The following is a 22,341-nucleotide window of genomic DNA, read 5'->3' as shown; positions in this document are numbered from 1 at the left end:
TTTGGATACAATTTACCAAGATATCTCAATCAGGTACCCCGACATTGAAAGCTAAACCCAAAGCACGCTCCACTCAGGCCACAGGCAGCATTCGCATTATTGGGGGCCGTTGGCGCGGACGCAAACTGCCAGTGTTGGCCGCGGACGGATTACGCCCGACCACGGACCGGGTAAAAGAAACCCTGTTTAACTGGCTCCAGTTTGAGCTTCAGGACGCCCACGTACTGGATTTATTTGCCGGAACCGGAAGTCTTGGTCTGGAAGCGCTATCGCGCGGTGCGGCGGTGGTAACTTTCGCAGAAACCCAACGCCCGGCCTGTCAGCAGCTAGCTAGTAATCTGGCCATGCTTGAAGCGAGTGGACAGATCGATAGCCAGGGTGCTGAGCATTGCCTGCAACAGTTACCAGCCCATAGCATCGATATTGCGTTTATTGACCCGCCGTTTGGCAAAGACTGGCTGCAGCGAATTATTGCACCAATGGAGACCCGTCAACTGGTCGCCGACGGCGGCTGGGTCTATGTCGAAAGCGGAGTCAATGACCCATTCGTAAGCTGGCCGTCAGCCTGGCATCTGCACCGCGAAAAGCGTGCCGGGCAAGTTCATAGCCGTTTATTCAGAGTGCGTCGTGAAAACGCCCAGGCAATTACCGACTAGGCGCTTCAGACAAGGTATCGATGGCTAAGCCGAGGTTACTGATGCCTTCGTCCTCTACCATGCTGCGGACCATCTTAACCAGGTCAGCAGTAATCTCAGGCTGACCTTGAAGAAAGGTGACCATCGCTTGTTGCATGGCAATTTCGTACTCAACCAATTCATGCTCCTGCAGCATTTGCTGACGGTCATCCGGGCTCATTTCAGCCCCTTCAGTCAGTTCAAGAAAATGAGCGACACTACCCTGGGAAACTTTCGCTACGTCCAGCAACGGCTTGTCTTCTTTGTCCAGCAAACCCTGCAGCAAGGTACTAATAGCTACACAGGCTTCCATTGCCGGGTAAACGCCGAGTAAATCATGGCCATGCTCACTGGGGGTTTGCTCATCAATTTTTTCCTGCCAACGGGCAAAGTTCGCTTTGCCACCATGGCCGAGCCAATGCCAGACGACATCCAGCGCACCCTGCAATACCTTGGGGTCACCAAAGCCAGTGACGCGATGAAACAGATCGTAGTTTGGTCGCATCCGCGCACTTAAGTAACAGGCAAGGAGAGCCTGATGGAGAAAAGGTAACTCACGGATTTGCTGAAAAGTAGTACGTTTACTCATGCCTGCCCCGCCTGCTCCATGTACGCCATAATCCCGTCCAGGAACATTTGCACTGAAATCATAACCAGAATCATACCCATGAGCCGTTCAATAGCATTCAAGCCACGTTGACCCAGGGCCCGTAAAAATACGTTGCTGAACATTAGCACAGTCGCCGTAATCCCCCAGGCGATAACACTGGCAGCGGTCCAGTCCAGCATCCGGTCAGGCGCCTGGTTGGCAAACAGAATCAACGCGGCGAGCAAAGAAGGTCCGGAAATTAACGGGATCGCCAGCGGGACAATAAAAGGTTCATCCCCTGCCGGCAGCCCCAAGACACCGCCGGGCTGTGGAAAAATAAGCCGCAACGCGATAATAAACAGAATAATACCACCCGCAATTGACACCGATTCCTGACGCAGACCCAGCCAGCTCAACAGGCTTGCCCCGAGCCATAAAAATAGCAGCATAAACGCCAGTGCAAACAGCAGCTCACGCATTAATACCAGCCGACGACGCTTTTGTTCGACATGACGCAGCACCGACAGGAAGATGGGCAGGTTGCCTAGCGGGTTCATAATCAATAACAGAGTTAACGGTTGCAGTCAGTATATCCATCTGCGTGGTGGGTCCTTAGGCTGGCGTGACAGGTTGTCGATAGTGTACTCTGAAGTCAGTTATTCACCAACCAGCAAAGGCGAATTTTTAGCGTATGAACTGGCAACATGTCGCAGGCACCGAAGCGCTTCAACTGAGCGCTATTCATCAGGCTCATCAATTGATAGAGCCTTATATTGTACACACGCCGGTGCTGCAGAGCCCGCAGTTAGATGAACTAACCGGGGCGTCACTATTTTTTAAGTGTGAAAACCTGCAACGCACTGGTGCCTTTAAATTCCGCGGTGCCTGCCATGCGTTACTGCAGCTGACCAAAGCACAGCGGGCGGCAGGTGTGTACACCGTTTCGTCAGGCAACCACGGTGCAGCACTGGCCTGTGCCGGACAGTTATTGGGTATCAAGGTAACGGTCGCAGTGCCCGCCAGTGCGCCAGCCAGTAAAAAAGCCAACATTGCCCGCTACCACGCAACCACGGTGGAGATTGAACCTGGCATGCCGGCACGCGAGGCGATCATAGCTCAGTGGCAGAAGGAGCGTCCGGACGCATCCTTCATACCGCCCTACAATCACGATCACATCATTGCTGGTCAGGGCACTGCTGCGCTGGAACTGATTAAAACCGTAGCAGACCTCGACTGCCTGATAACGCCTGTTGGCGGCGGTGGTTTGCTCAGTGGAAGCGCCATGGTCGCCCACAGCCAGAGCCTGCCGATTTATGCCGCGGAACCAGAACAGGTCGACGATGCCTGGGCCTCGCTGCAAAGCGGCTCTATCGAACCATCACGCGGCCCCAATAGTATCTGCGACGGTTTGCTGACCAACCTCGGCGACAGGACCTTCGCCATCATTAAGCAACACGTCAACGATATTCTGCGCATCAGTGAAGACGAAGTGGTCGCGGCGATGCGCTTACTATGGCAAGAACTAAAAGTCATAGTCGAACCCTCGTCGGCTACCGTGCTCGCTGCCGTGCTGCGCTACCCCGATTTATTTAAAGGTAAACGGGTCGGGCTGATTATAAGCGGTGGTAACGTCGACCTCAGCCGCTTGCCCTGGCCAGTCGATTATCAGGAGCTGACATGACTCATTTGCAATGGCAACACATCACCGGCCCGCGAGTGCTGGTCGACCGGTTTCGCGCGCAGCGCAACATCCAGCGTATGCAGCAAAAAGCGATTCAGGCGGGTGTTCAGTTACGCCCCCATTTTAAGACGCACCAGTCGGTAGAGATAGGCCGCTGGTTCCGCGAAGCCGGTACCCATGCCATTGCGGTGTCATCCGTTCGCATGGCACAGCAATTTGAGAGCGCAGGCTGGCGCGATATCATGCTTGCCATCCCGCTCAACCCCAGAGAACTGTCCGCCATCAACCAGCTCGCCGGCAACTGTTCATTAACTCTGACCATTGAAAGCGCGGATGCACTCGATACCATCCGCCGACTTAGTCAGGACGTGAACCTGATGATCGAAATCGATGCTGGTTACGGCCGCACTGGCATAGACTGGCAGCAACAGCGCCTAATCAGCGACCTCGCCAACCAGGCACTACAGTTACCCCAGGTTCGTCAGGTCGGGTTGCTGCTGCACGCCGGCAACAGCTATCAGGCAAGCGGTGACAGCGCTATTCAGCAAGTTCATGAAGAAAGTCTGCAACGCTTAGCTGAAGTCAAAGCCCATATTGCCGAACCGGCACAAAGCCAGCTTTTCGTATCCGCTGGCGACACGCCGACTTGCAGCCGCATGCAAAGCTTTCCCGGGGTAGATGAGATCCGCCCCGGGAATTATGTGTTTTATGACTTACAGCAACAACACATTGGTGCCTGCGACTGGGATGACATTGCACTAACCCTGGCCTGCCCGGTTATCGCCCGCTACCCGGAGCGCAATGAAGTCGTCGTCCATGCCGGGGCTGTGCATTTAAGTAAAGATTATTTGCTCAGTAAAGACCGCTATGAAGGGCGGCCCTGTTATGGCCAGGTCATGCAGATAAGTGAGCATGGCTGGCATGGCAAGCCCGTCGATGGTGCGTTCGTGCATGGCCTGTCACAGGAGCATGGCAAGGTGCGCATGCCACCAGCACTAATCGAGCAAACCAGACTCGGTGACCTGTTAGTCATCGCCCCTGCTCACTCCTGCCTGACGATGGCCGCTATGCACGACTTTATGATTATTCAGGGGACGCGGTAAGCGTCCTTTGTTTGCTCACCACTATTCAGCCCTCAATCACTCACTCCGGGTCGATCTCGTCACTGTCGCGTGACGATTTACGTTTTTTCCCGTGCGTCCTTGACAGAACCACTAAATTCGTTCATATAAGTATGGACTTATATAAATACTAACTTGATAAGGAGCATGATATGTCCGTTGATTTTGGTGCTTATTTGGGTAAGGTTACGCATTCCGTGGCTGTGTTAGAGCGAAATGGTGAACCCGCCCGGGGCGTCACCCTGGAGCGGGACTTTAAAACGACTATTGAGGATCTCTGGGATGCTATTACCAACCCGGAACGACTTCCACGCTGGTTTTTGCCGGTTAGCGGTGAGCTGAAACAGGGTGGCCACTATCAACTGGAAGGCAATGCCGGTGGCACTATCACCGAATGCACAGCGCCGCGTTCGTTAGCGTTGACCTGGGAGTTTGGTGGCGGTGTGAGCTGGGTAGAGGTGACGCTTACCCCCCAGGACGAGCAGTCCTCACATCTTAAACTGGTTCATATCTGCCCGCTTGACGAGGAGTTCTGGCCGACCTATGGACCTGGTGCCACAGGCGTTGGCTGGGATCTCGGTTTAGTCGGGCTGGCGGTTCACCTTGAGTCTGAGGGTGGCGAACGTTTTGATGAAGAGGCTTTAGCAAAGACTGCAGACGGTCGGGCTTTTATCGCGGCATTAAGTCAGAACTGGGGCGAGGCTGCTGTTGAAGCGGGTGACGATGAGCAGGAAGCAAGGCAGGCGGCCGAAAAAACAGCGGCGTTCTATTCAGGTGAATAGTCAGGTGAATAGTCAGGTGAAAGCACGTAGATAAAAATAAAGAGGATTGTCAGATGCACGCTTTCGATGTACTGGGCGACCCCGTTCGTCGTCGCATACTGGAGCTGCTCGCTAAAAGCGAGCACAAATCAGGCGATATTGTTTTGGTCATTCAGAGTGAGTTCGGTATTACTCAGGCGGCGGTATCCCAGCACCTTCGGGTGCTCCGTGAAACCGGTTTCGCTAACGCCCGTATCGATGGAGCCAGGCGCATCTACTCAGTGCAAGCAGCACCTTTGCAGCAAGTAGATGCCTGGCTGGATCGTTTTCGAACCTTCTGGGAACCCCGGCTCAGCGCACTGGAGACCGAAATTGCCAGAGGCAAAAAGCAACGCGATTAACTGGCAAACAGCTGATTAATATCAGCGAACGCTTTGAATTCCATTGCATTGCCCGCCGGGTCGTAGAAAAACATCGTTGCCTGCTCACCCGGCTTACCTTTAAAGCGCACATAGGGTTCGATAACGAATTCGATACCCGCCGTCTTCACTTTATCCGCCAGTGCCTGCCATACATCCATTTCCAGCACCGCGCCAAAATGTGGCACTGGCACATTGTGACCATCCACAGCGTTGTGTGCTGGTGGCAGAATACGATCTGGCGCTACATGGGTTACCAGTTGGTGGCCAAAAAAGTTCCAGTCTATCCACTGCGCGGAACTTCGGCCTTCTTCACAACCTAAGAGCGTGCCGTAAAACTCGCGCGCTTTGTCCAGGTCATCAACCGGAATCGCCAGATGAAATGGTGGTATCCCGGTCTGCTGCTGGTGAGCCATTACATGGCCTCCAGCGCTTGCTCGAGATCTGCAATCAGATCATCGGTGTCTTCAATGCCGACAGAAATACGCACGAAATTATCGTGGATACCGAGCTTTTCACGATTTTCCGCAGGAATAGATGCATGGGTCATAATTGCAGGGTGCTCAATTAAACTCTCAACCCCACCCAGACTTTCCGCTAACGCAAAAATCTCAACAGCCTTCAGGAAACGCCGCGCACTCTCAATGTCACCGTCCAGGAAAATTGAAATCATGCCGCCAAAACCAGACATCTGTTGTGCCGCTAACTCATGCTGAGGATGACTTTCAAGGCCTGGATGCACCACTTTGCGCACCCGTGGGTGTTGTTCCAGCCACTGCGCGATTTTGAGACCGCTTTCGTTGTGCTGTTTCATCCGCAGCGCCAGTGTTTTAACCCCACGCAGAGCAAGGTAGCTGTCAAAAGGCCCGGCAATCGCGCCAACCGCGTTCTGTAAGAACACCATGCGCTCAGCCAGATCGGCGTTGTCGCCCACTACGACGATGCCGCCAACCATATCAGAATGACCATTGATGTACTTAGTCGCTGAATGCATCACAATATCGGCGCCGAACTCAAGCGGGCGTTGGTTGAATGGGGTCGCAAAAGTGTTGTCAACGACCACAATCATATCCGGGTTGTGCGCTTTCGCTGCTTTGGTAACCGCTTCAATATCCACTAATTTCAGCATCGGGTTGCTGGGTGTTTCAATCCACAGCATGCGTGTTTTATCAGTGAATGAGGTTTTAACCTGCTCCAGATCGGCCAGGTCAACGTAGGAGAACTCAAGCCCTGCAGAACGTCCTCGGACCTTATCAAATAAACGGAAGCTACCGCCGTATAAATCGTCCATTGCCACCACATGGTCACCACTGTCGAGCAACTCGAGAATGGTTGACGTAGCCGCCATACCTGACCCAAACGCCAGCCCCTGGCTACCACCTTCAAGGTTCGCTACTGCTCGCTCATAGGCAAAGCGGGTCGGGTTGTGAGAGCGCGAATATTCAAACCCTTTATGTACACCCGGGCTGTCCTGCAAATAGGTTGAACTGGTCACAATCGGCGGCATCACTGCGCCGGTGGTTGGATCAGGCGCTTGCCCGCCATGAATAGTACGGGTTGAAAATGCTAAATCTTTTTTATTGCTCATAACTACCTCTTAATCCAGTTTCTGCTCGGCTAGCCAGTCATCATTAAACAGCTTCGATAAATAGCGGCTACCGGTATCGCACGCCAGGGTCACTACGCGTTTTGCTTCGGTCTGTTCACGACAGTAACGCAACGCTGCGGCAATTAATGTACCGCTGGATGAACCGACCAAGATGCCTTCTTTGGACAATACATCACGCGCGGTCTGAAACGACTCTTTGTCGCTGATAGCATAGGCTTTATTCGCCAGACTGATATCACAGGTGTCGGGAATAAAATCTTCACCAATGCCTTCGATCAGCCAACTGCCCGGCTCAACTTCTTTGCCTTCATTGACCAGCGGCGCCAGAATTGAACCGTCCGGGTCAGCCAGCACCAGATCGACATTGGCATTTTGCTCACGCAGGTATTTGCCGACGCCACTTAATGTTCCGCCAGAACCGACGCCACACACAAAGGCATCCAGCTTACCGTCCAGCTGCTGCCACATTTCCGGGCCTGTGGTGGTGTAATGGGCCTTCACGTTCGCCTGGTTGGCAAACTGGTTGACGTAATACGCATTGCGTTCTTTAGCAATCCGCTGGGCCATATCCTGATAGTATTCCGGATGGCCTTTATTAACGTCCGAGCGTGTTTCAATAACTTCAGCGCCCATCGCTAAAAGGTTGTGTAACTTCTCACGGCTCATTTTGTCCGGCAGCACGATAACCAGCTTGTAGCCCTTTTGCATCGCAACCAGCGCTAATCCCAGACCGGTATTACCAGCAGTCGCTTCGACAATGGTATCGCCTGGCTTCAGCTTGCCTTCTGCTTCGGCTGCTTCAATCATGCTCACGGCGATACGGTCTTTAATCGACAAGCCAGGGTTCTGAATTTCAAGTTTCAAATACAACTCGCAAGGGCCTGTATCAAGATTGCTAACGCGTAACATTGGCGTGTTGCCGATCATTTCCAGTGCATTTGCATATACGTTCATAGTGAATCTGCCTGTGGTGCTGGGTGAGTGGGTATGATACTAAAGCTGAAGACCAGTATCTATGGCAGCGTCTATGCCAACTGGTTATCAGCTATGTCTTTTATGTGCGTTCAAATGTAGCTAGACTGAGACAAATCGCAATTCGCGGACAATTCTGTTTACACGATGCTTATAAATAAGGAAACCTGAATGCAACTTAGTACTTTTGCTTCTTCTCGCTTAACACGCGCTCTTCTCGGTGGCTCAGCGCTACTCGCGCTGGCCGCGTGTACGACTGCTGACGAGCCCCCTCAGGACCAGTTCTTTGATAGCCTGTTGGCACATTGTGGCAATGCCTATGCAGGCGAAGTCACAGAAGGAGACGAAGAACAGGATGCAACATGGATCGCCAGTGACATTGTCATCGAATTACGTGAATGCAATGAAGAACGGATTCGTATCCCACTTCACGTTGGCGAAGACCGTTCGCGAACCTGGGTACTTACCCGCACTCAAAGTGGGCTGGAATTAAAACACGATCACCGAGAGGAAGATGGCAGCCATGACCCGCTGACCATGTACGGGGGCGAAACCTTTAGCCCCGGCACCGCGACCTCACAATCATTCCCGGCCGATGAATACAGTAAGCAACTGTTTGCCGAACTGGGGTCGACTGCTTCTATCCGCAATACCTGGTGGCTTGAGCTACCAGACGAAAATACACTACGCTACCGCTTAGTGCGTGACGGACGCGAGTTCCAGGTCGATGTCGACCTGTCACAACCGGTTGAAGCGCCACCAGCACCATGGGGTTGGCAGGATAACTACGATTATCGCCAGTAAGATTCTCGCCGTACAAATAAGAAACCGGCCGCACTTAATAAAGTGACGGCCGGTTTTTTTATTCAGCACTGATTAGATCATGGCTGATAGTTAGCTTCCAAATCTACGCCAGAATAAGCCTGATAAGCATGCACACCTAAATACCAGGTGCCAGCCTGCGGGTTATCGATGGTGCAGATTTCATTGTTACCGGCAAGATACGGGCGACAATCCCAGTTCTGCAGGGTCGGTGACCCGGCTTTACGAACGTATAGGTCAGCATCGCCCGAGCCACCAGATATTTCGACCGTAAAGGTACTCATACCAGATGGAACATCGATGGTGAATCGGTTCCATTCGCCGGTCGCAGCGCTAAGGTTATCGACGCTGCCGCCACCTCCGGTATCGTCACCACCACCGTTGTCGCCGCCATCGCCTAACGCCAATTGGACTGCTGCACCAGCATCCAGAATGCCCGCCCCGCAACCGCTGCACGACGCAGGAAAGCTACGTGCACTGTCGGTCAAGATTTGCGCAACCTGATCTGGGGTAGCTGAAGGCAGTGCCTGTTTTACCAGCGCGGCAACACCAGCAACATGCGGAGCAGCCATGGACGTACCCTGACTGAAACGATAGCTGTCACTGCCAGGTGTCGTAGAACCCGAGTTATAAGTAGACAATACGCCTTCAGGGTCGTTTGCGAAACTCTGAGCCCCGCCTGGAGCCGCCAGTGTCACAGACGAGCCGTAGTTAGAGTAGTAAGCACGGCCACCATCACGGTTGGTGGAGGCAACATTCACCACGCCTGAGCAGTTGCCCGGGCTGAAGTTATCCGCGTTTGAGTCGCTGTTACCTGAGGCAATCACCACCGTCGAGCCGTTGCTGCGCGCCGTGTTAATTGCACTTTGGGTAACCGACTGGCAGCTGCCCTGCCCGCCAAGACTCATGTTGATAACATCAGCCGGGTTCTGATTCGCGGTCGTGCCAGGGACACTAGCGCCAGACGCCCATAAAATACCATCCGCGATATCGGCGGTGGTACCACCACAACGGCCTAATACACGAACCGGAACAACCTGAGCGTCGTAAGCGACACCGGCGACACCCTGACCGTTATTAGAAACCGCCGCGATGGTGCCCGCGACATGGGTTCCATGCCAGCTTGAATCCTGATCCTGGGCTGGTCGGCCACCTCCACAAGCGCCAGCGCTGACCCAGTCGCCCGGGTCACTGGCATCGTTGTCACGGCCATCACCGTCGTTGCCTATGAAAGGGTCACTGATCATGTCGTAACCCGGTAACAGGTTGCCTGCCAGATCAGTGTGCGGGCGATAACCGGTATCCAGTACCGCTACGACCACGCCTTGTCCAGTAATACCCTGTGACCAGGCACCTTCGGTATTGGCACCGCCAACCGACTCGTAATAATGCCACTGCTGATTATATTGCGGGTCGTTCGGCGCGTTTTGCGGATGATGAAAGCGGTTTTCTTCAACCAGCTCAACACTTGGGTCACTAGCCAGAACTTCCATCATACGACGAACATTGCGCCGTGAAGTTGGGTGCAACGACTGGGCGGAACCACCAACAGCATCGACCGCACGGAATACGTGAGTACGCGCCAGGCCCATACTACGTACATAACTGATTTCCTGACCACTCAGCTGAGACATCTGCTGAGCCCGAGCTTGCATTAACGCGCCCCGTTGGCTCGGGTTGCCATTAACTTTCGCCATTACGTCAGGATCTTTTTCTTCTTTGAAGCGGATAATAAAACTGAGTTCGGGCCCGTTCTGACGCAATGAAGTGCGACTCTGCCCGCTTTGTCCTGCACCACCGCGGTTAACCTCTTTAACCTGTCCCGGAGGAGCTGGACGAGCGATCTCAGTTTGAGTTAGTTCATTCGCCTGAACGGCGCCGAGACCAAAGGAAGAAACTAGTGCTAAACCTAGCACGCTTAATTTTGTGTTTATAACTTTTTGCATAACGTTTTCTTTTTGTTTTAGAAAAGAAATCGGCTCAAATGAGCCCCGTAGTTCTGATTACTGCGGGTCTGATAAGGATCTAAACATCACCCAAAACGGCTAGCCCACAAAAACCTTAACAAATTAAAAACGTTATTTTAACAATGTTTACAAAAAGATTACTAAACCCCTGGTCAGATTGGTTTTATTCTTCTCGGCACTGACGATAAAAGTCACTGATCGAGTAGCGTTCTTCCTGCACCATGCGCTCATCCCAACGATAACGAATGTGCAGTTCATCCTCATCAATGTTCATATCGACTTCATTCACGGTCGCCAGACGATCAAGATAGAGAATGTTTTTGTACAGCAGCGTGTGATTACAGCTAAATACCACGTTTATTTGAGTGCGTTCTGCAACCTCCCCACCGCTGCGCACGGCATTAATCCGATACCCTTCACCTTCAATCGATTCAAGCACGGTATCGTCACTGACCTGGAACATGATAATAGCAAAGAGTGCCAGTAAGCCCACCAAACCAGCCCAGACCCAGGCCCCAATCCGTATCAACGGCCACTGCGGCATGTCACCGACCGCGCGCTTGAGCATCACGACACCGGCAATCACTACAATCAGGTGAAGTACACTGACAATACTTTCAATCAATACCTGTTGCTCAGTCCAGCGCCAGGCAAACACATAGGTTCCCGGTTGCAATGCAATTTCGTACCATAAGGGAATGGTCAGAGCCACCATCGCCAGCGCCAGCCAGAGCAATCGCTGGCCGTCCGCTTTTGCATTTGAGCCTTGCGTTTTATTCATTCGTTGGTCAGTCATACTTGCCTCTTTCACTTCCACTTCACTGGCTTGTCACAGTTGTGGCTGCTAAGCCTCAACATCGCTGTCGCTCATTCTCTTTGCCAAGAGAGTACCTCGGCTTTAGTAACAGAGTACCACAGCAAAACTCACCATAGCAGAGCCTGATATAGCCGAGTGCCTGTGCAATCAGAGTTCACGCAACTGCCGTAACAATGCATCCAGCGCACGGTAACTTAATGCTTCGCTCAAATGCTGACGACTAACCTGACCTGCAGCATCCAGGTCAGCAATGGTTCGCGCCAGCCGCAAAACCCGATGGTAGGCGCGATGAGACATTTTAAAACGCTCCACAGCCGCGACCAGAAATTCATGGTCCGCCTCACTGAGCTGACAGATTTCTATCACGTCACAGGCTTTCAGTTCACTGTTAAGGCAATGCTGACGCTCAAGCTGCAGCTCCCTGGCTGCTTCCACCTTGGCTAACAGGCTCGAACTCTCGGCGCTGTTCTCGCTGTTTTCCTCGTTGCTACTTTCCGGACCGCGCTGTATGCCATGGCGTAACACATCAGGCTGCCTCGGCACTTCCACCTGCAAATCAATCCGGTCTAAAAATGGCCCGGAGATTTTACTTAAGTAACGCAGGATCTGGTCCGGGGTAGCCCGGGCCGACGCGAGATCACCGTCAAAGCTACCGCAGGGCGACGGGTTCAGCGCACAGACTAGTTGAAACCTCGCCGGATACGAGGCCCGTTGCTTAGCCCGACTGATATGGACGACCCCTGACTCCAGTGGCTCCCGCAGACTGTCCAGAATATGACGATGGATCTCGGCCAGTTCATCAAGGAATAAAATACCGTGATCCGCCAGCGATATCTCACCCGGTCTGGCGTCCGACCCACCGCCAATCAAGGCCGCAGCCGACGAGGTATGATGCGGCGAGCGAAACGGCCGCTGACGCCAGCTTTGCGCCTGAAAGCCGTCCTGGCTTATCGACTGCACCGCCGCCACTTCCAGCGCCTGCTGTTCGTTAAGAGGCGGCAAAATACTCAACATGCGCTGCGCCAACATGGTTTTGCCCGTCCCCGGTGGCCCGACAAAGAGGATATTATGGCCACCGGCAGCAGCCAGCAGCAACGCCCGTTTAGCCTGATGCTGCCCCTGTACGTCCTGCATGTCGCCATGGGCCATGGTCCTGACGGGTAAAGGTGACGGCTGGATAAGGGGTAGGCGCTGCGCGCCCGAAAGGTGCGCGACCACCTCCCGTAGGGTGGCGAAACCATAGGCCACCGCGTCGCGTAGTAACGCCGCTTCTTCAGCGTTTTGGCTTGGGATCAGTGCTAAACGTTGCGCCTGCTGGCAGGCGATTAAACTCGGCAGGGTGCCGCGCACCGGGCGCAGCTCGCCATTGAGGCCCAGTTCGCCATAGCATTCGATGTCATCAAGGTGCTCAAGGGTCAAGGTATCAGCCGCCAGCAATACCCCAACTGCAATAGCCAAATCATAGCGCGCGCCCTGCTTCGGCAGCTCAGCCGGTGACAGGTTGACGGTAATCCGCCCCACCGGAAAACTAAAGTCACTATTCAGCAGTGCCGTACGTACCCTGTCCTTCGCCTCTCGCACCGTGGTTTCCGGCATGCCAATAATCTGAAACTGGCCAATTCCCTTTGCCACACTCACTTCAACCTGAACCGCCGGCGCTTCCATGCCCAGCATCGCCCGGGTGTGCACCACCGCAAGCCCCATACGCCCTCTCCCTGGCCAATAACCTTCCCTAAGCCTAGTCAGCCGCGCGCCAGCTGCCTATGAGTCAATTGCGTATAGTGCTAGCTGATTTAGTTCCCATGCTCGGACCTATCAAAACAACGGAAACTCGTAACGGTTACTTATCCAGAGACTCCCTCCTCAATTGCCGCCACTCGCGAAAACGCATACACTGACCTAGTCAAACAACAGGCTTGGTTTAGGTATGTGGTTAGCAAACGCAGTCGGTAAAATTCCGTTCTGGATTCGGGTGACTTTCGTGGTCGCCATTTTTTCTATTCTGCTGGTAATGTCCGGCCCGGTTATTTTTAATCACGTCGGCTTTTTTCTGGTTTTGCTGTTTTTACTCTTTTTTGATCGCATTGTGGCCCGCACGGAACATAAGTCGGTGTATGTGGAAGATGTTATTGAGGCGGTGCAGCTGGAAGGCGGGCGCCTGCGCATACTGGGCGAGTCCATTGAGGCGAATCAGGTGCAACGCATTGCTATTGGCAGTAACGGTGAACAGGGTTACCTGCAGTTTCCGTTCAACCCTAAGTTCCGGGTCCGGTTGCTATTTCCTGCGGATCAGGTTGGTCAGCTTAGCCTGCATTTAAAACGCCTATTGCCCAACATTATTCTGGTGGAATAACTAAATGACCTTACCGGACTACCTGCATGTAGACCCTAAGTATCGCCTGCAGCTGCGCATAGACGCGCTGATAAACTGGGGGCTGTTAATTGTGGCCAGCTTGATAGCGCTGTGGTGGATACCCGCTGAATGGCGCTGGATTCCAGGCCTGGCGGCAATTTTATTTATTCTGATCCTGTTGGTGATGCTGTTTTTTTGGGCGCCGCGACGTTACCAGTTAACCGGCTACGCGGTCAGTGAACTGGACGTTCATTACCGCACTGGCGCCCTGTGGCGCAAGCAAACCGCGGTGCCTGTGAATCGTATTCAGCATGTCGAAATAAGCCAGGGTCCGATTGAGCGTATGCTCGGGCTTAGTCGCCTGTCGTTGTATACCGCTGGCGGGGCTGGTTCAGACTTAGCGATACCCGGCTTAGCCAAATCACAGGCGGCACAAATTCGCAGTCAGTTGCTCGGCCTTATCAACGAGCCGGACGAAGACTAAAGGAGTAGAGAGCTAAACGTGCAACGAGTCTCCGTCTATACGCTGATTTACTTTCTCGGCCGCTCGATCGTCCAGCTGGTCAGGCAAGGGAGTAACTTTATTCCGTTGCTGGTCATTCTTTTTGCTGGCGGCGAGCACCTACGCCAACTGGCGTTACCTGTGTTGTTCATTGGCATACCCACTGGGCTTTGTTTACACGCCGTGCTGTCGTGGTGGTTCTTCCGATACCAGAACGATAACACCCGCCTTTTTATCCGCAGTGGCATTTTTAAACGTACCCAGTTAACCCTGGATTATGCCCGTATTCAGCAGGCGGACATTCGTCAACCCTGGTACTTTCGTCCTTTAGGCCTAGCGGTGCTCGGTGTCGACAGCGCTGGCTCAGAAAGCAAGGAGGTGGAGCTGGCCGGAATTCCGTTCGCCCACGCACAAACTCTTAAAGAGCAAATGCTGCATGAGTCACGCTCGAAAGGCAGCGAGCAACAAGGCCGCGCCGTCGACGGGAGCGAAGCCAGTGGTGACAACAGCCCCTCAACCATTTATCAGTTCACCCTTGGGCTAAAAGAAATCGCCCGCTATGGTCTGATGCATAATCCGGTGCTGCTGGCCCTGCCTATTCTGCTCTACCCACTCAGCCAGGGCGATATACTGGACGACCTGATTGATCAGCATCTGCAGCAACTGATGCAGTCTTTCAATCACATCAGTCAGGACGAAAGCGGCTGGGCGCTGTTAATAGCGCTGACCCTGGGTGCGATTGCGCTGCTGGTGGCGCTGTCGGTAGTTATCGCTATCGTTCGTTTCTATCGTTTCAGCCTGCACATTTTTGCTAGCACCTCAGAAACCACCACAGCTGACACTGCCGGGAAGACTGAGGATAAAAACCTGCACCGCTACCAGTCTCGTTTCGGCCTCTTTACTATCGCCTCACGTACCTTCCAGTACCTGCGGTTACAGCGCGTGGTCATTCAGCAAGGGTTCGTGGCACGCCTTATTTCACGCTACTCGATGCGGGTCAATCAAAGTGGTCAGGTGCAGCGCCAGCAGCAAAAAGCCTTTTTCCTGCCGGTACTGGACCAGTCTCGTCTCGACGACCTAAAAATTCAGCTCGGCTTAGCGCAGACCCCGGAATGGAAACGGACCCACAAAGCCAGTATGGTGCTGCCGTTCCTGATTAGCGTCGCCTTTATAACTGCAGCTGCCACTCTGATCAGTTCATTCGATTTGGAAGTGATATTGCACGCTTTATGGATAAGCACGCTGGTTTCAGGGCTGGTGCAATGGTTGAGCTGGCGCAAACGGGCAGTATTTGTAAATGACCACTGGTTTGCGACCCAGCAAGGTATTCTCGGTAAGCAACAGCGTTGGGTGCCGGCACATAAAATACAGGCCCTGACATTACGCCAGGGCCCGTGGCTACGCTATTGGGGAATGCTCAGTCTGCAGGTCTATAGCGCTGCCGGCCGTGAAACCATTAGCTGGTTGCCTGAATCTGAATTACAACGAATTAGTGAGCACCTACTAACCAACAGCAAGACCTTCCACGGCCGATGGATGTAGTGTTGAAGCTCGCTTAGCCTTGCTGTTGCTGACGATCTGAACGACGTTCGCGCCCACCACGATGTTTGTCACCCCGGAAGTGCCCTGCTTCCCGCCACTCGCGCATGCGTTCACGCATTTCCTGACGACGCTCGGTTGTCCATTCACCACGTTTCTCGAGCATTGCATTGAAATCATCTGCGGAAATTTCACCGTTGCCATCTTCGTCCATGCGCGCGAAGGCCGATGTCGCTCGTTCTTCCGCCCGTTGTATCGCGTTGGCAACAAATTCGCTTTCACTGATAACGCCGTCATTGTTGCTGTCAATCCGGGCAAACCAGTCGTGCTCCTCAACAGCCTCACCGGTTTCATCATTGGCCGTTGCAGCAGTACTTGCCAGCAGCATAGCCGAGGTTAAGGTTACCGCTGCAATGAGAGTTTTAAAGGTTAATTGCATAGATGTTTTCATGGTCGTTCTCCTTACCCGATTGGGTATCCTAAGTTGATACCTCTAATCTATTCCTCAAGTGTGCAGAGAGGGTGAGGGAATTAAGGAGAAACTGTGGAGATATCCGGTTCAAACCGGTAACCCACCCCATAAACCGACTGAATAAATTGCTGCGCTGCACGCACCTGTGTCAGTTTAAGGCGGATATTTTTGATGTGGCTGTCAATCGTGCGGTCCGACACCACACGATAGTCGTCATACGCAGCATTCACCAGCTGGTCGCGTCTGAACACCCGCCCCGGATTTTCAACCAGAGTCTGCAACAGGCGAAACTCAACCGGTGTTAACTCAATCGCCTGATTATCCAGCTTCACTTTGAGTGCCGCCGGATCAAGCAATAAACCGGGTGTACCCTGCTCTGCAGCGGAGCTACTCAGCCAGCGCTGACGCCGTAAAATTGCTTCCACACGGGCAACTACTTCACGCGGACTGAAAGGTTTGCAGATGTAGTCATCGGCGCCAAGCCGCAGCCCCAACAAACGGTCAATTTCATCGTGGCGGGCGGTTAAAAATACCACCGGAACCTGAGAATGCTGGCGCAGTGACTGGCAAAGCTCGAGTCCATCAAGGCCTGGCAACATAATATCCAGAATCACCAGATCTGCCTCTAGTGATCCTGCGGTTAGCGCCGTTAGGGCCCGGTCTCCCTCGCCAAAAGTGGTTACTTTGAAACCAGCATGGTGCAAATAGTCCGCAACAAGCTGCTGAATTTCTACTTCATCTTCTACCACGACGATATGGGCCTGGGGTTGGCTCATTGGCTGGTTACTCCCGGGTCCGGCATGCTCAGACAAATTTGTAAGCCGCCCAGCGCGCTTTGCGTTGCTGTCAGGGTGCCAGCATGCGCCTGCGCAATCCGCTCACATATCGCCAACCCCAATCCGCTGCCACCCGATCGGCGGTTACGGGAGCCCTCTTCCCGATACAGGCGGCGGAAGATATCTTTCATTGCGCTTTCTGCGACACCCGGCGCCGAGTCCCGAACGATCAATTGCACGGCATTGTCTACCTGCGCTAACTCAAGTTCAACTTCACCTGGCGCATCGGTATACCGCATGGAATTGGACCAGACATTCATCAGTAGCTGTTGCAACCTTTGCGGGTCAGCTTTGATACTAAGTGGCTGCAACGGCAATTTCAGCCTCGCTTTAAGGCCCGCCTGCTCAGCCTGATGGCTAAGCACCGGCCACTGCTCCTGTAACCAGCCATTCAGGGTCAACGGTTGCCACTGGTAACGCAACGAACCTGCATCGGCGTCAGCCAGCATATGCAGGTCGTCCACCAACTGCGTCAGTTGCCGAACCTGGCCCTGCAACAGACCCATTTCTTGTGCGTCCAGATGGCGAATACCATCTTCTAACGCTTCCAGCTCAGCCTGCAAAATAGTCAGCGGCGTGCGTAACTCGTGTGCAATGTCGGCCATGAACGCCTGTCGCTGGCCTGCTGCCGCACGCAGCGTTCGCGCCAGCGCATTAATATCGGCGGCCAGCGCCGTTAGCTCATCCCGCCCCTGCTGCGGCACTTCGACATCGTACGCTCCAGCGGCAAGCCGTCGGGTCGCCCGGGTCAATGTACTCACCCGGCGTCGTAAACGTCGTGCCAGTATTGCTGCAACCAGCGCCGCGACCAGCAAAGCAGCAAAACCCGCCAGCAGGATCGCCGCCATTTGCTGCTGTTGAAAGACCTCGTCAATGGGTTGTAACGGACCTTGCGGCCGGCCCGTGCGTAAATAACCCAGAGTCACCCCGCTGTCCGGCTCAACAATAGATACCTGAATAGGGTCATTAATATCGCGCCCAAACAGTAAATCACCATCGGCGCTATACAAGGCAAGATTGCGAAAGCTGAGGCGTCGCGGGTCGAGCCCGTCGCTCTGAGGTTGCTGACGTGACTCGCGCCACTGCGCGATGCTCAACCCAGCCAACAGCCGGCGCACCCCGCCCCGTTCAAGTTCACCGAGCTGCTCGAAGCGAAAATCCGCATCACGTTCTGTTTGGCGCTCGTAGTAGTCGGCAATAAGCACAGCGAGCTCCTGCATCCGCTGTGTTTCCTGAGCACTGAGGTAATTATTGAAGTTATGAATAAAATAGAGACGGATGCCGACCAGAGTGGCCATCACCAGAATCAATGCAACACCTGCGATGGCAACAAATAGCTGCCAGCCAGTGGATAAGCCAAGTTTTTTCACGCTGGGTTACTCGCCTTCGTCGGTATTCACACTGCCTTCGCCTGCTTCGTTTAGGGTTCTCAACAATTGAGTCGCAACTTCCTGCATGCTTCGCTGCCAGGCAATCTCAAGGGCCTCAACCATAGCGTCATACCCATCCTCCGCCAATTGCTGATGCTCACTAAAGCGACCACTGGCAAAGAAGTCCTGCTGATAGTTACGTGCCTGCCAGATCCCAGCCACCTCGACTTCCCCATTTGGCAACAGGTGAAAGCTGTCGATATGCAGATCCAGGCGCAAGTCGTAGCTCCGCAAATGGCCGCTCCCGGCCACTGGCAGCCAGTCGCTACTAGCGAGTTGCTGGGTCAGACCGTGGCGAAGCTGTCGTTGCAACTGTGAATGCAACGGTTCTGCCCACTGGTGCTGCCGTGAACGATGAATCTGCTGGTTGTTGAGTGCCTGAGTCAGGCTTTTGCCGGCCAGGTAACTGGCCACTTCAACATCGCCAACCACGACCCGTTTCTGCATCGAGTCGTCAATAACCTCAAATTCCGGTGTGTTCAGCAGGTACGAAACGGTTTGCGGCGGTTGGCTGCTGCACGCACTGAGCCACAAAATGCTCAGTACAAGAGTTATGGTTAAATGGATGGACTGCTTCATTGGCGAGGTCTCCGTGGCTCAGGGTCGCGTTCCGTCGGGGGATTAAACAACAACGAGTTAGGGCGCTCACGCAGTTGCTCGGCAAACGGCTCTAGATCATTGAGGATCTGTTGCAGGCTATCCAGCGAGCGTGACAAATCATTGTAGGCTGGCGCGTCACTGGAGTACCCAGCCATCATCCGCTCCAGTTCAGCTAAGGTCGCATTAAGCCGGGCAGGCATATCTTCCATCGCCGGGTCGCTGAGTAAGCGGGTCACCTGCTGGCTTAACGACGACACCGCTCGCAAGGTTTCTTCTGAAGTCGCCAGGGTCTGCTCTGCGTGGGAACCCAATTGACCAAAATCAACCTGATTGAGGTTGCTGATTAGCTCGCCCAGTTGTTTATCCAGACTGCCTCCACTGCCTGACTGAACAGGAAACACCGGGTAGTCGGCACTGGCTTCTGCCACCGAGATGGTTTCAGCTTCGCTAAAACCAATATCCACATACAAGGCACCGGTCAGCATGTTTCCAGCGCGCAAGCTGGCGCTCAGTCCGCGCTCGAACAACGCGTCCAGCTGCTCTTCCCAAAGATCCATATTAAAGCCGGCAAACCTGGGTCCGAGTCGTTCTGGCTCCATCCGAATTAACACCGGCACCTGCCGTTCTAACAGGTTTTGCCCCAGGTTTTCACCCCCCGTATACGGGACCTGCAACACCGTACCGACTCGAATTCCGCGGTACTCAACCGGCGCTCCCGGGCTCAGCCCACGGACACTGTCCTCGACTAACAATAAGTAGTCTGCGTAGTGCGTGAAACCTTCCTGCCGCGCTGCTTCCTGATCGCGAAACAGGGTGAATTCGGCACCGTCTTCGACCGGCTCGCCATAGCGGGTGTCGACCAGGGTATCGAAGGTAATCCCTCCGGCCAGCACTGATTCAAGCGACCCTATGTCGATGTTCACGCCATCTGCACCAAACTGCATCGAAACGCCAGAATTCTGCCAAAACCGTACGTCATCGGTAATAAGTGCCATAAAGGGTTCTTCAATAAACACTGAAAATACGTTCAACTGCTCTTCAATATCAAATTCAGTGCGTTCAATACGACCCACGGTGTGGCCGCGGAAGGTCACCGGGTCCCCCGGGTTTAGCTGATTGCCGTATTGGCCACGTAGCTGAACCGTGAGGCCATTCTCGTCGCCGCGGAGTACCGGAGGCTGAGCTAAGGCAACGAAATCTCGTTTCCCCGAGGCGCCTTCGGCGGGCTGCATTTCAATATAGGCGCCGGATAAAATAGTGCCCAGGCCGCTGATCCCTTCGCGTCCAATCCTCGGCTTTACCAGCCAGAATCGAGTCTGCTCAGTGAGCATGGCCTCGGTTCCATCAAACATTCGAATATCGCTAATGGCATGACTAAAGTCGTCCGACAAACGCACGCCTTCTACTCTGCCCACCGCCACATCTTTCACTTTGACCAGGGTTTGGCCCGCTTCAATCCCCTCTGCGTTGCGCAGTTCGAGTGTCACTAGCGGGCCCCGCCCACTGACTGTATCAAAGGCCATCCACACGCCAATAGCCAGCGCCACAGCGGGGACTAACCAAATCGAGGATATCCGGCGCGCTTTGCGGCGAGAGGCTTTTTCAAAGGTGTCGTTCATGCTTCCATTCCTGTACGTCAAAGCGAACTCGCTCGGGGTGCCAAAGTGCTTTCGGGTCAAAAGCCATAGCAGCAAGCATAGTTAAAACAACCACAGCTGCAAACGCCATCGCTGCAGGCCCCGGATAAATAGACAGCAAGGCCCCAGCCTGAATAAGTGCAACCATAATGGCCACCACGAAGACGTCAATCATCGACCAGCGGCCAATGAATTCAACTACCCGGTACCAATACACCCGGCGCTCGACGCTGAGTGGCTGCGGCCGACGAATGACAAAACAGAGCCAGCTAAGTACCGCTATTTTTGCGATTGGAATAATAATACTGGCAAAGAAGATAATCGCTGCGACCAGGTACGAGCCCATCTCGGCCATTTGCCAAACGCCGCCGATAATCGTCGAATCGACAGTGCCACCCACGGTAACGGTTCGCATCATCGGGTAGAGGTTGGCCGGGATATATAGAATGCTCGCCGTAAGCAGCAACGCAAGACACCACTCAATACGGTGACGTCCGGGCATACGCAACTTACGAAAACAGCGGCGGCAATGGCCCTGTTCAATTCGATTCAACAGGCCGCAACTGTCACAGCCAACCAGCCCCTGAGACAATGCATCCACGCCTGCTTTGGCGACGTATGGCGTTTTCGCTTCATGGCGCAACGCAAACCACATCCAGTCGGTATCGATGTTAGAAACCGTCTTTACCAGCAGAATAACGTAGCCACAGAATGCCCAAAACGACATGCCCAGCTGAATATCGGCCATGCCCAACAGCTTTACCAGACTGACTAACACTCCGACTAAAAATACATCAGTCATTAGCCAGGGTTTAATGCTGCTGATCGCCCGCGCTAACCAGATGGCGCCCATCCAGTACTGGCGGAGGGCAACGGCTGAGTAGACATAGACCACCGCTATTAAATACAAACCCGGTAACACCAGGACCGTTGCCGCGATAAGAATAGATAACAACGGCCAGTCGTTACTGCGAAAGGCGGTCGCAGTGTCCAGCAACACAATATCCTGAGCCTGGCCGCCTAAAGCGAAGGACATAAAGGAAAATGGCATGGTAAACGCCAGCATGATCAACGCCGACAGTGCATAGGCTAAAACACGTTCGGCGGGGGCGTGAGCACGGTAGGTTAGTTCCCGTTTACAACGAGGACAATTCGCCGCCTGCCCGGCCTTTAATGCTGGCAAGGCGACGACAAGATCACATTCCGGACATGCTCGACGCCGTTTCATGACTGCACTTAGTTGGTAGTATCCACTGAACTCGCCTCGTCAGCACCCTGAACCGTGGCCGGCTGACTTGCATTGTCATCGTGTGCGGCTTTTTCCAGTACTTCGATACGCTGACGCAGGCGTAATAGCATTTGTTGCTGTATTTCAAACTCTTCACGTGTCACCACATCGAGCTTGCCGAGCTGTTGCTGCAACGTTAATTTCACCCGGTTTTCAATATTATCGGCCATATCACGTACACCCGGCGGGATGCTGTCGGTGATCTGCTTGGCGAGTTGTTCAATTTTTTTAGTATCAATCATTAGGCTTAAT

23 protein-coding genes and 1 pseudogene are annotated in these 22,341 nt (G+C 53.7%); 9 read left to right on the top strand and 15 right to left on the bottom strand.

What is annotated here, in order from left to right; all coding sequences use genetic code 11:
- Positions 1–44 precede the first annotated feature (44 nt).
- A complete protein-coding gene (rsmD, locus tag CWE14_RS05335) occupies positions 45–656 on the top strand; it encodes a 16S rRNA (guanine(966)-N(2))-methyltransferase RsmD (protein ID WP_126798454.1) in 612 nt (203 codons plus the stop codon).
- Here the strand turns inward: rsmD and CWE14_RS05330 are convergent.
- Together CWE14_RS05330 and CWE14_RS05325 are read right to left on the bottom strand one after the other, a co-directional pair.
- Entirely contained in the window at positions 646–1,263 is a 618-nt protein-coding gene (locus tag CWE14_RS05330; RefSeq protein WP_126798453.1) for a YjaG family protein, read from the bottom strand. The genes rsmD and CWE14_RS05330 overlap by 11 nt on opposite strands.
- A pseudogene (locus CWE14_RS05325) lies at positions 1,260–1,860 on the bottom strand (YhgN family NAAT transporter). Before CWE14_RS05325 ends, CWE14_RS05330 begins: the two are co-directional and overlap by 4 nt.
- A 94-nt stretch (positions 1,861–1,954) precedes the next feature.
- Between CWE14_RS05325 and CWE14_RS05320 the strand changes: the two are divergent.
- The 4 genes from CWE14_RS05320 (at position 1,955) to CWE14_RS05305 (ending at position 5,227) form a co-directional block, all read left to right on the top strand.
- On the top strand, positions 1,955–2,944 hold the full coding sequence (locus CWE14_RS05320) for a threonine ammonia-lyase (RefSeq protein ID WP_126798451.1): 990 nt from the start codon (positions 1,955–1,957) through the stop codon (positions 2,942–2,944).
- The gene (locus tag CWE14_RS05315; RefSeq protein WP_126798450.1) at positions 2,941–4,047 is read left to right on the top strand and encodes an alanine racemase; all 1,107 of its coding nucleotides are present in this window, start codon (positions 2,941–2,943) and stop codon (positions 4,045–4,047) included. The genes CWE14_RS05320 and CWE14_RS05315 overlap by 4 nt, the downstream gene beginning before the upstream one ends.
- A 170-nt stretch (positions 4,048–4,217) precedes the next feature.
- A complete protein-coding gene (locus tag CWE14_RS05310) occupies positions 4,218–4,847 on the top strand; it encodes an SRPBCC family protein (protein WP_126798449.1) in 630 nt (209 codons plus the stop codon).
- A 53-nt stretch (positions 4,848–4,900) separates the two neighbouring features.
- Entirely contained in the window at positions 4,901–5,227 is a 327-nt protein-coding gene (locus tag CWE14_RS05305) for an ArsR/SmtB family transcription factor (protein WP_126798448.1), read from the top strand.
- Here CWE14_RS05305 and CWE14_RS05300 read toward each other — a convergent pair.
- The 3 genes from CWE14_RS05300 to CWE14_RS05290 are packed head-to-tail and all read right to left on the bottom strand — an operon-like array spanning position 5,224 to position 7,808.
- Positions 5,224–5,661, bottom strand: coding sequence for a VOC family protein (locus tag CWE14_RS05300; RefSeq protein ID WP_126798447.1), 438 nt, complete (start codon positions 5,659–5,661; stop codon positions 5,224–5,226). The two genes, CWE14_RS05305 and CWE14_RS05300, sit on opposite strands and share 4 nt — an antisense overlap.
- Entirely contained in the window at positions 5,661–6,833 is a 1,173-nt protein-coding gene (locus CWE14_RS05295) for a cystathionine gamma-synthase (protein ID WP_126798446.1), read from the bottom strand. The genes CWE14_RS05300 and CWE14_RS05295 overlap by 1 nt, the downstream gene beginning before the upstream one ends.
- Before the next feature lie 9 nt (positions 6,834–6,842).
- Positions 6,843–7,808 carry a PLP-dependent cysteine synthase family protein gene (locus CWE14_RS05290; RefSeq protein ID WP_126798445.1) on the bottom strand — a complete coding sequence of 322 codons (966 nt, stop codon included), beginning with the start codon at positions 7,806–7,808 and terminating at the stop codon, positions 6,843–6,845.
- 189 nt (positions 7,809–7,997) lie between these two features.
- Here CWE14_RS05290 and CWE14_RS05285 point away from each other — a divergent pair, with 189 nt between their 5' ends.
- On the top strand, positions 7,998–8,630 hold the full coding sequence (locus tag CWE14_RS05285) for a hypothetical protein (RefSeq protein WP_241972331.1): 633 nt from the start codon (positions 7,998–8,000) through the stop codon (positions 8,628–8,630).
- Between the two features lie 77 nt (positions 8,631–8,707).
- Here the strand turns inward: CWE14_RS05285 and CWE14_RS05280 are convergent, their stop codons facing one another.
- From CWE14_RS05280 to CWE14_RS05270, 3 genes are all read right to left on the bottom strand, one after another.
- Complete coding sequence (locus CWE14_RS05280) at positions 8,708–10,594, bottom strand: S8 family peptidase (protein ID WP_126798444.1); 1,887 nt, start codon at positions 10,592–10,594, stop codon at positions 8,708–8,710.
- Positions 10,595–10,778: 184 nt separating this feature from the next.
- Positions 10,779–11,411, bottom strand: coding sequence for a hypothetical protein (locus tag CWE14_RS05275; protein WP_126798443.1), 633 nt, complete (start codon positions 11,409–11,411; stop codon positions 10,779–10,781).
- Positions 11,412–11,579: 168 nt separating this feature from the next.
- A complete protein-coding gene (locus CWE14_RS05270; protein ID WP_126798442.1) occupies positions 11,580–13,136 on the bottom strand; it encodes a YifB family Mg chelatase-like AAA ATPase in 1,557 nt (518 codons plus the stop codon).
- A 223-nt stretch (positions 13,137–13,359) separates the two neighbouring features.
- Here CWE14_RS05270 and CWE14_RS05265 point away from each other — a divergent pair, with 223 nt between their 5' ends.
- From CWE14_RS05265 to CWE14_RS05255, 3 genes are read left to right on the top strand one after another with little or no spacing between them, the layout of a single operon-like run.
- Positions 13,360–13,785: a hypothetical protein gene (locus tag CWE14_RS05265; RefSeq protein WP_126798441.1), complete on the top strand. Its 426-nt coding sequence runs from the start codon at positions 13,360–13,362 to the stop codon at positions 13,783–13,785.
- Between the two features lie 4 nt (positions 13,786–13,789).
- On the top strand, positions 13,790–14,269 hold the full coding sequence (locus CWE14_RS05260; RefSeq protein ID WP_126798440.1) for a PH domain-containing protein: 480 nt from the start codon (positions 13,790–13,792) through the stop codon (positions 14,267–14,269).
- Between the two features lie 18 nt (positions 14,270–14,287).
- Entirely contained in the window at positions 14,288–15,829 is a 1,542-nt protein-coding gene (locus tag CWE14_RS05255) for a PH domain-containing protein (RefSeq protein ID WP_126798439.1), read from the top strand.
- A gap of 13 nt (positions 15,830–15,842) precedes the next feature.
- On the opposite strand, the gene CWE14_RS05250 is transcribed toward CWE14_RS05255, so the two are convergent.
- The 7 genes from CWE14_RS05250 to ubiK form a co-directional block, all read right to left on the bottom strand.
- On the bottom strand, positions 15,843–16,277 hold the full coding sequence (locus CWE14_RS05250) for an EF-hand domain-containing protein (RefSeq protein WP_126798438.1): 435 nt from the start codon (positions 16,275–16,277) through the stop codon (positions 15,843–15,845).
- A gap of 80 nt (positions 16,278–16,357) precedes the next feature.
- Positions 16,358–17,074 (bottom strand): response regulator, encoded by a 717-nt coding sequence (locus tag CWE14_RS05245; protein ID WP_126798437.1) that lies wholly within the window; start codon positions 17,072–17,074, stop codon positions 16,358–16,360.
- On the bottom strand, positions 17,071–18,504 hold the full coding sequence (locus CWE14_RS05240) for an ATP-binding protein (protein ID WP_126798436.1): 1,434 nt from the start codon (positions 18,502–18,504) through the stop codon (positions 17,071–17,073). Before CWE14_RS05240 ends, CWE14_RS05245 begins: the two co-directional genes overlap by 4 nt.
- A gap of 6 nt (positions 18,505–18,510) precedes the next feature.
- Positions 18,511–19,143 carry a PqiC family protein gene (locus CWE14_RS05235; RefSeq protein ID WP_126798435.1) on the bottom strand — a complete coding sequence of 211 codons (633 nt, stop codon included), beginning with the start codon at positions 19,141–19,143 and terminating at the stop codon, positions 18,511–18,513.
- A complete protein-coding gene (gene pqiB, locus CWE14_RS05230) occupies positions 19,140–20,783 on the bottom strand; it encodes an intermembrane transport protein PqiB (protein ID WP_126798434.1) in 1,644 nt (547 codons plus the stop codon). Before pqiB ends, CWE14_RS05235 begins: the two co-directional genes overlap by 4 nt.
- Positions 20,767–22,029 (bottom strand): paraquat-inducible protein A, encoded by a 1,263-nt coding sequence (locus CWE14_RS05225; RefSeq protein WP_126798433.1) that lies wholly within the window; start codon positions 22,027–22,029, stop codon positions 20,767–20,769. Before CWE14_RS05225 ends, pqiB begins: the two co-directional genes overlap by 17 nt.
- Positions 22,030–22,037: 8 nt before the next feature.
- Positions 22,038–22,331, bottom strand: a complete 294-nt coding sequence (gene ubiK, locus CWE14_RS05220) for a ubiquinone biosynthesis accessory factor UbiK (RefSeq protein WP_198676537.1) — start codon at positions 22,329–22,331, stop codon at positions 22,038–22,040.
- Positions 22,332–22,341: the final 10 nt, after the last annotated feature.

The sequence above is a fragment of the Aliidiomarina soli genome (genome assembly GCF_003986975.1).
GTDB lineage: Bacteria > Pseudomonadota > Gammaproteobacteria > Enterobacterales > Alteromonadaceae > Aliidiomarina > Aliidiomarina soli.
The sequence above is the reverse complement of the archived record's forward strand: the minus strand, read 5'-3'. Positions and strand labels throughout refer to the sequence as shown.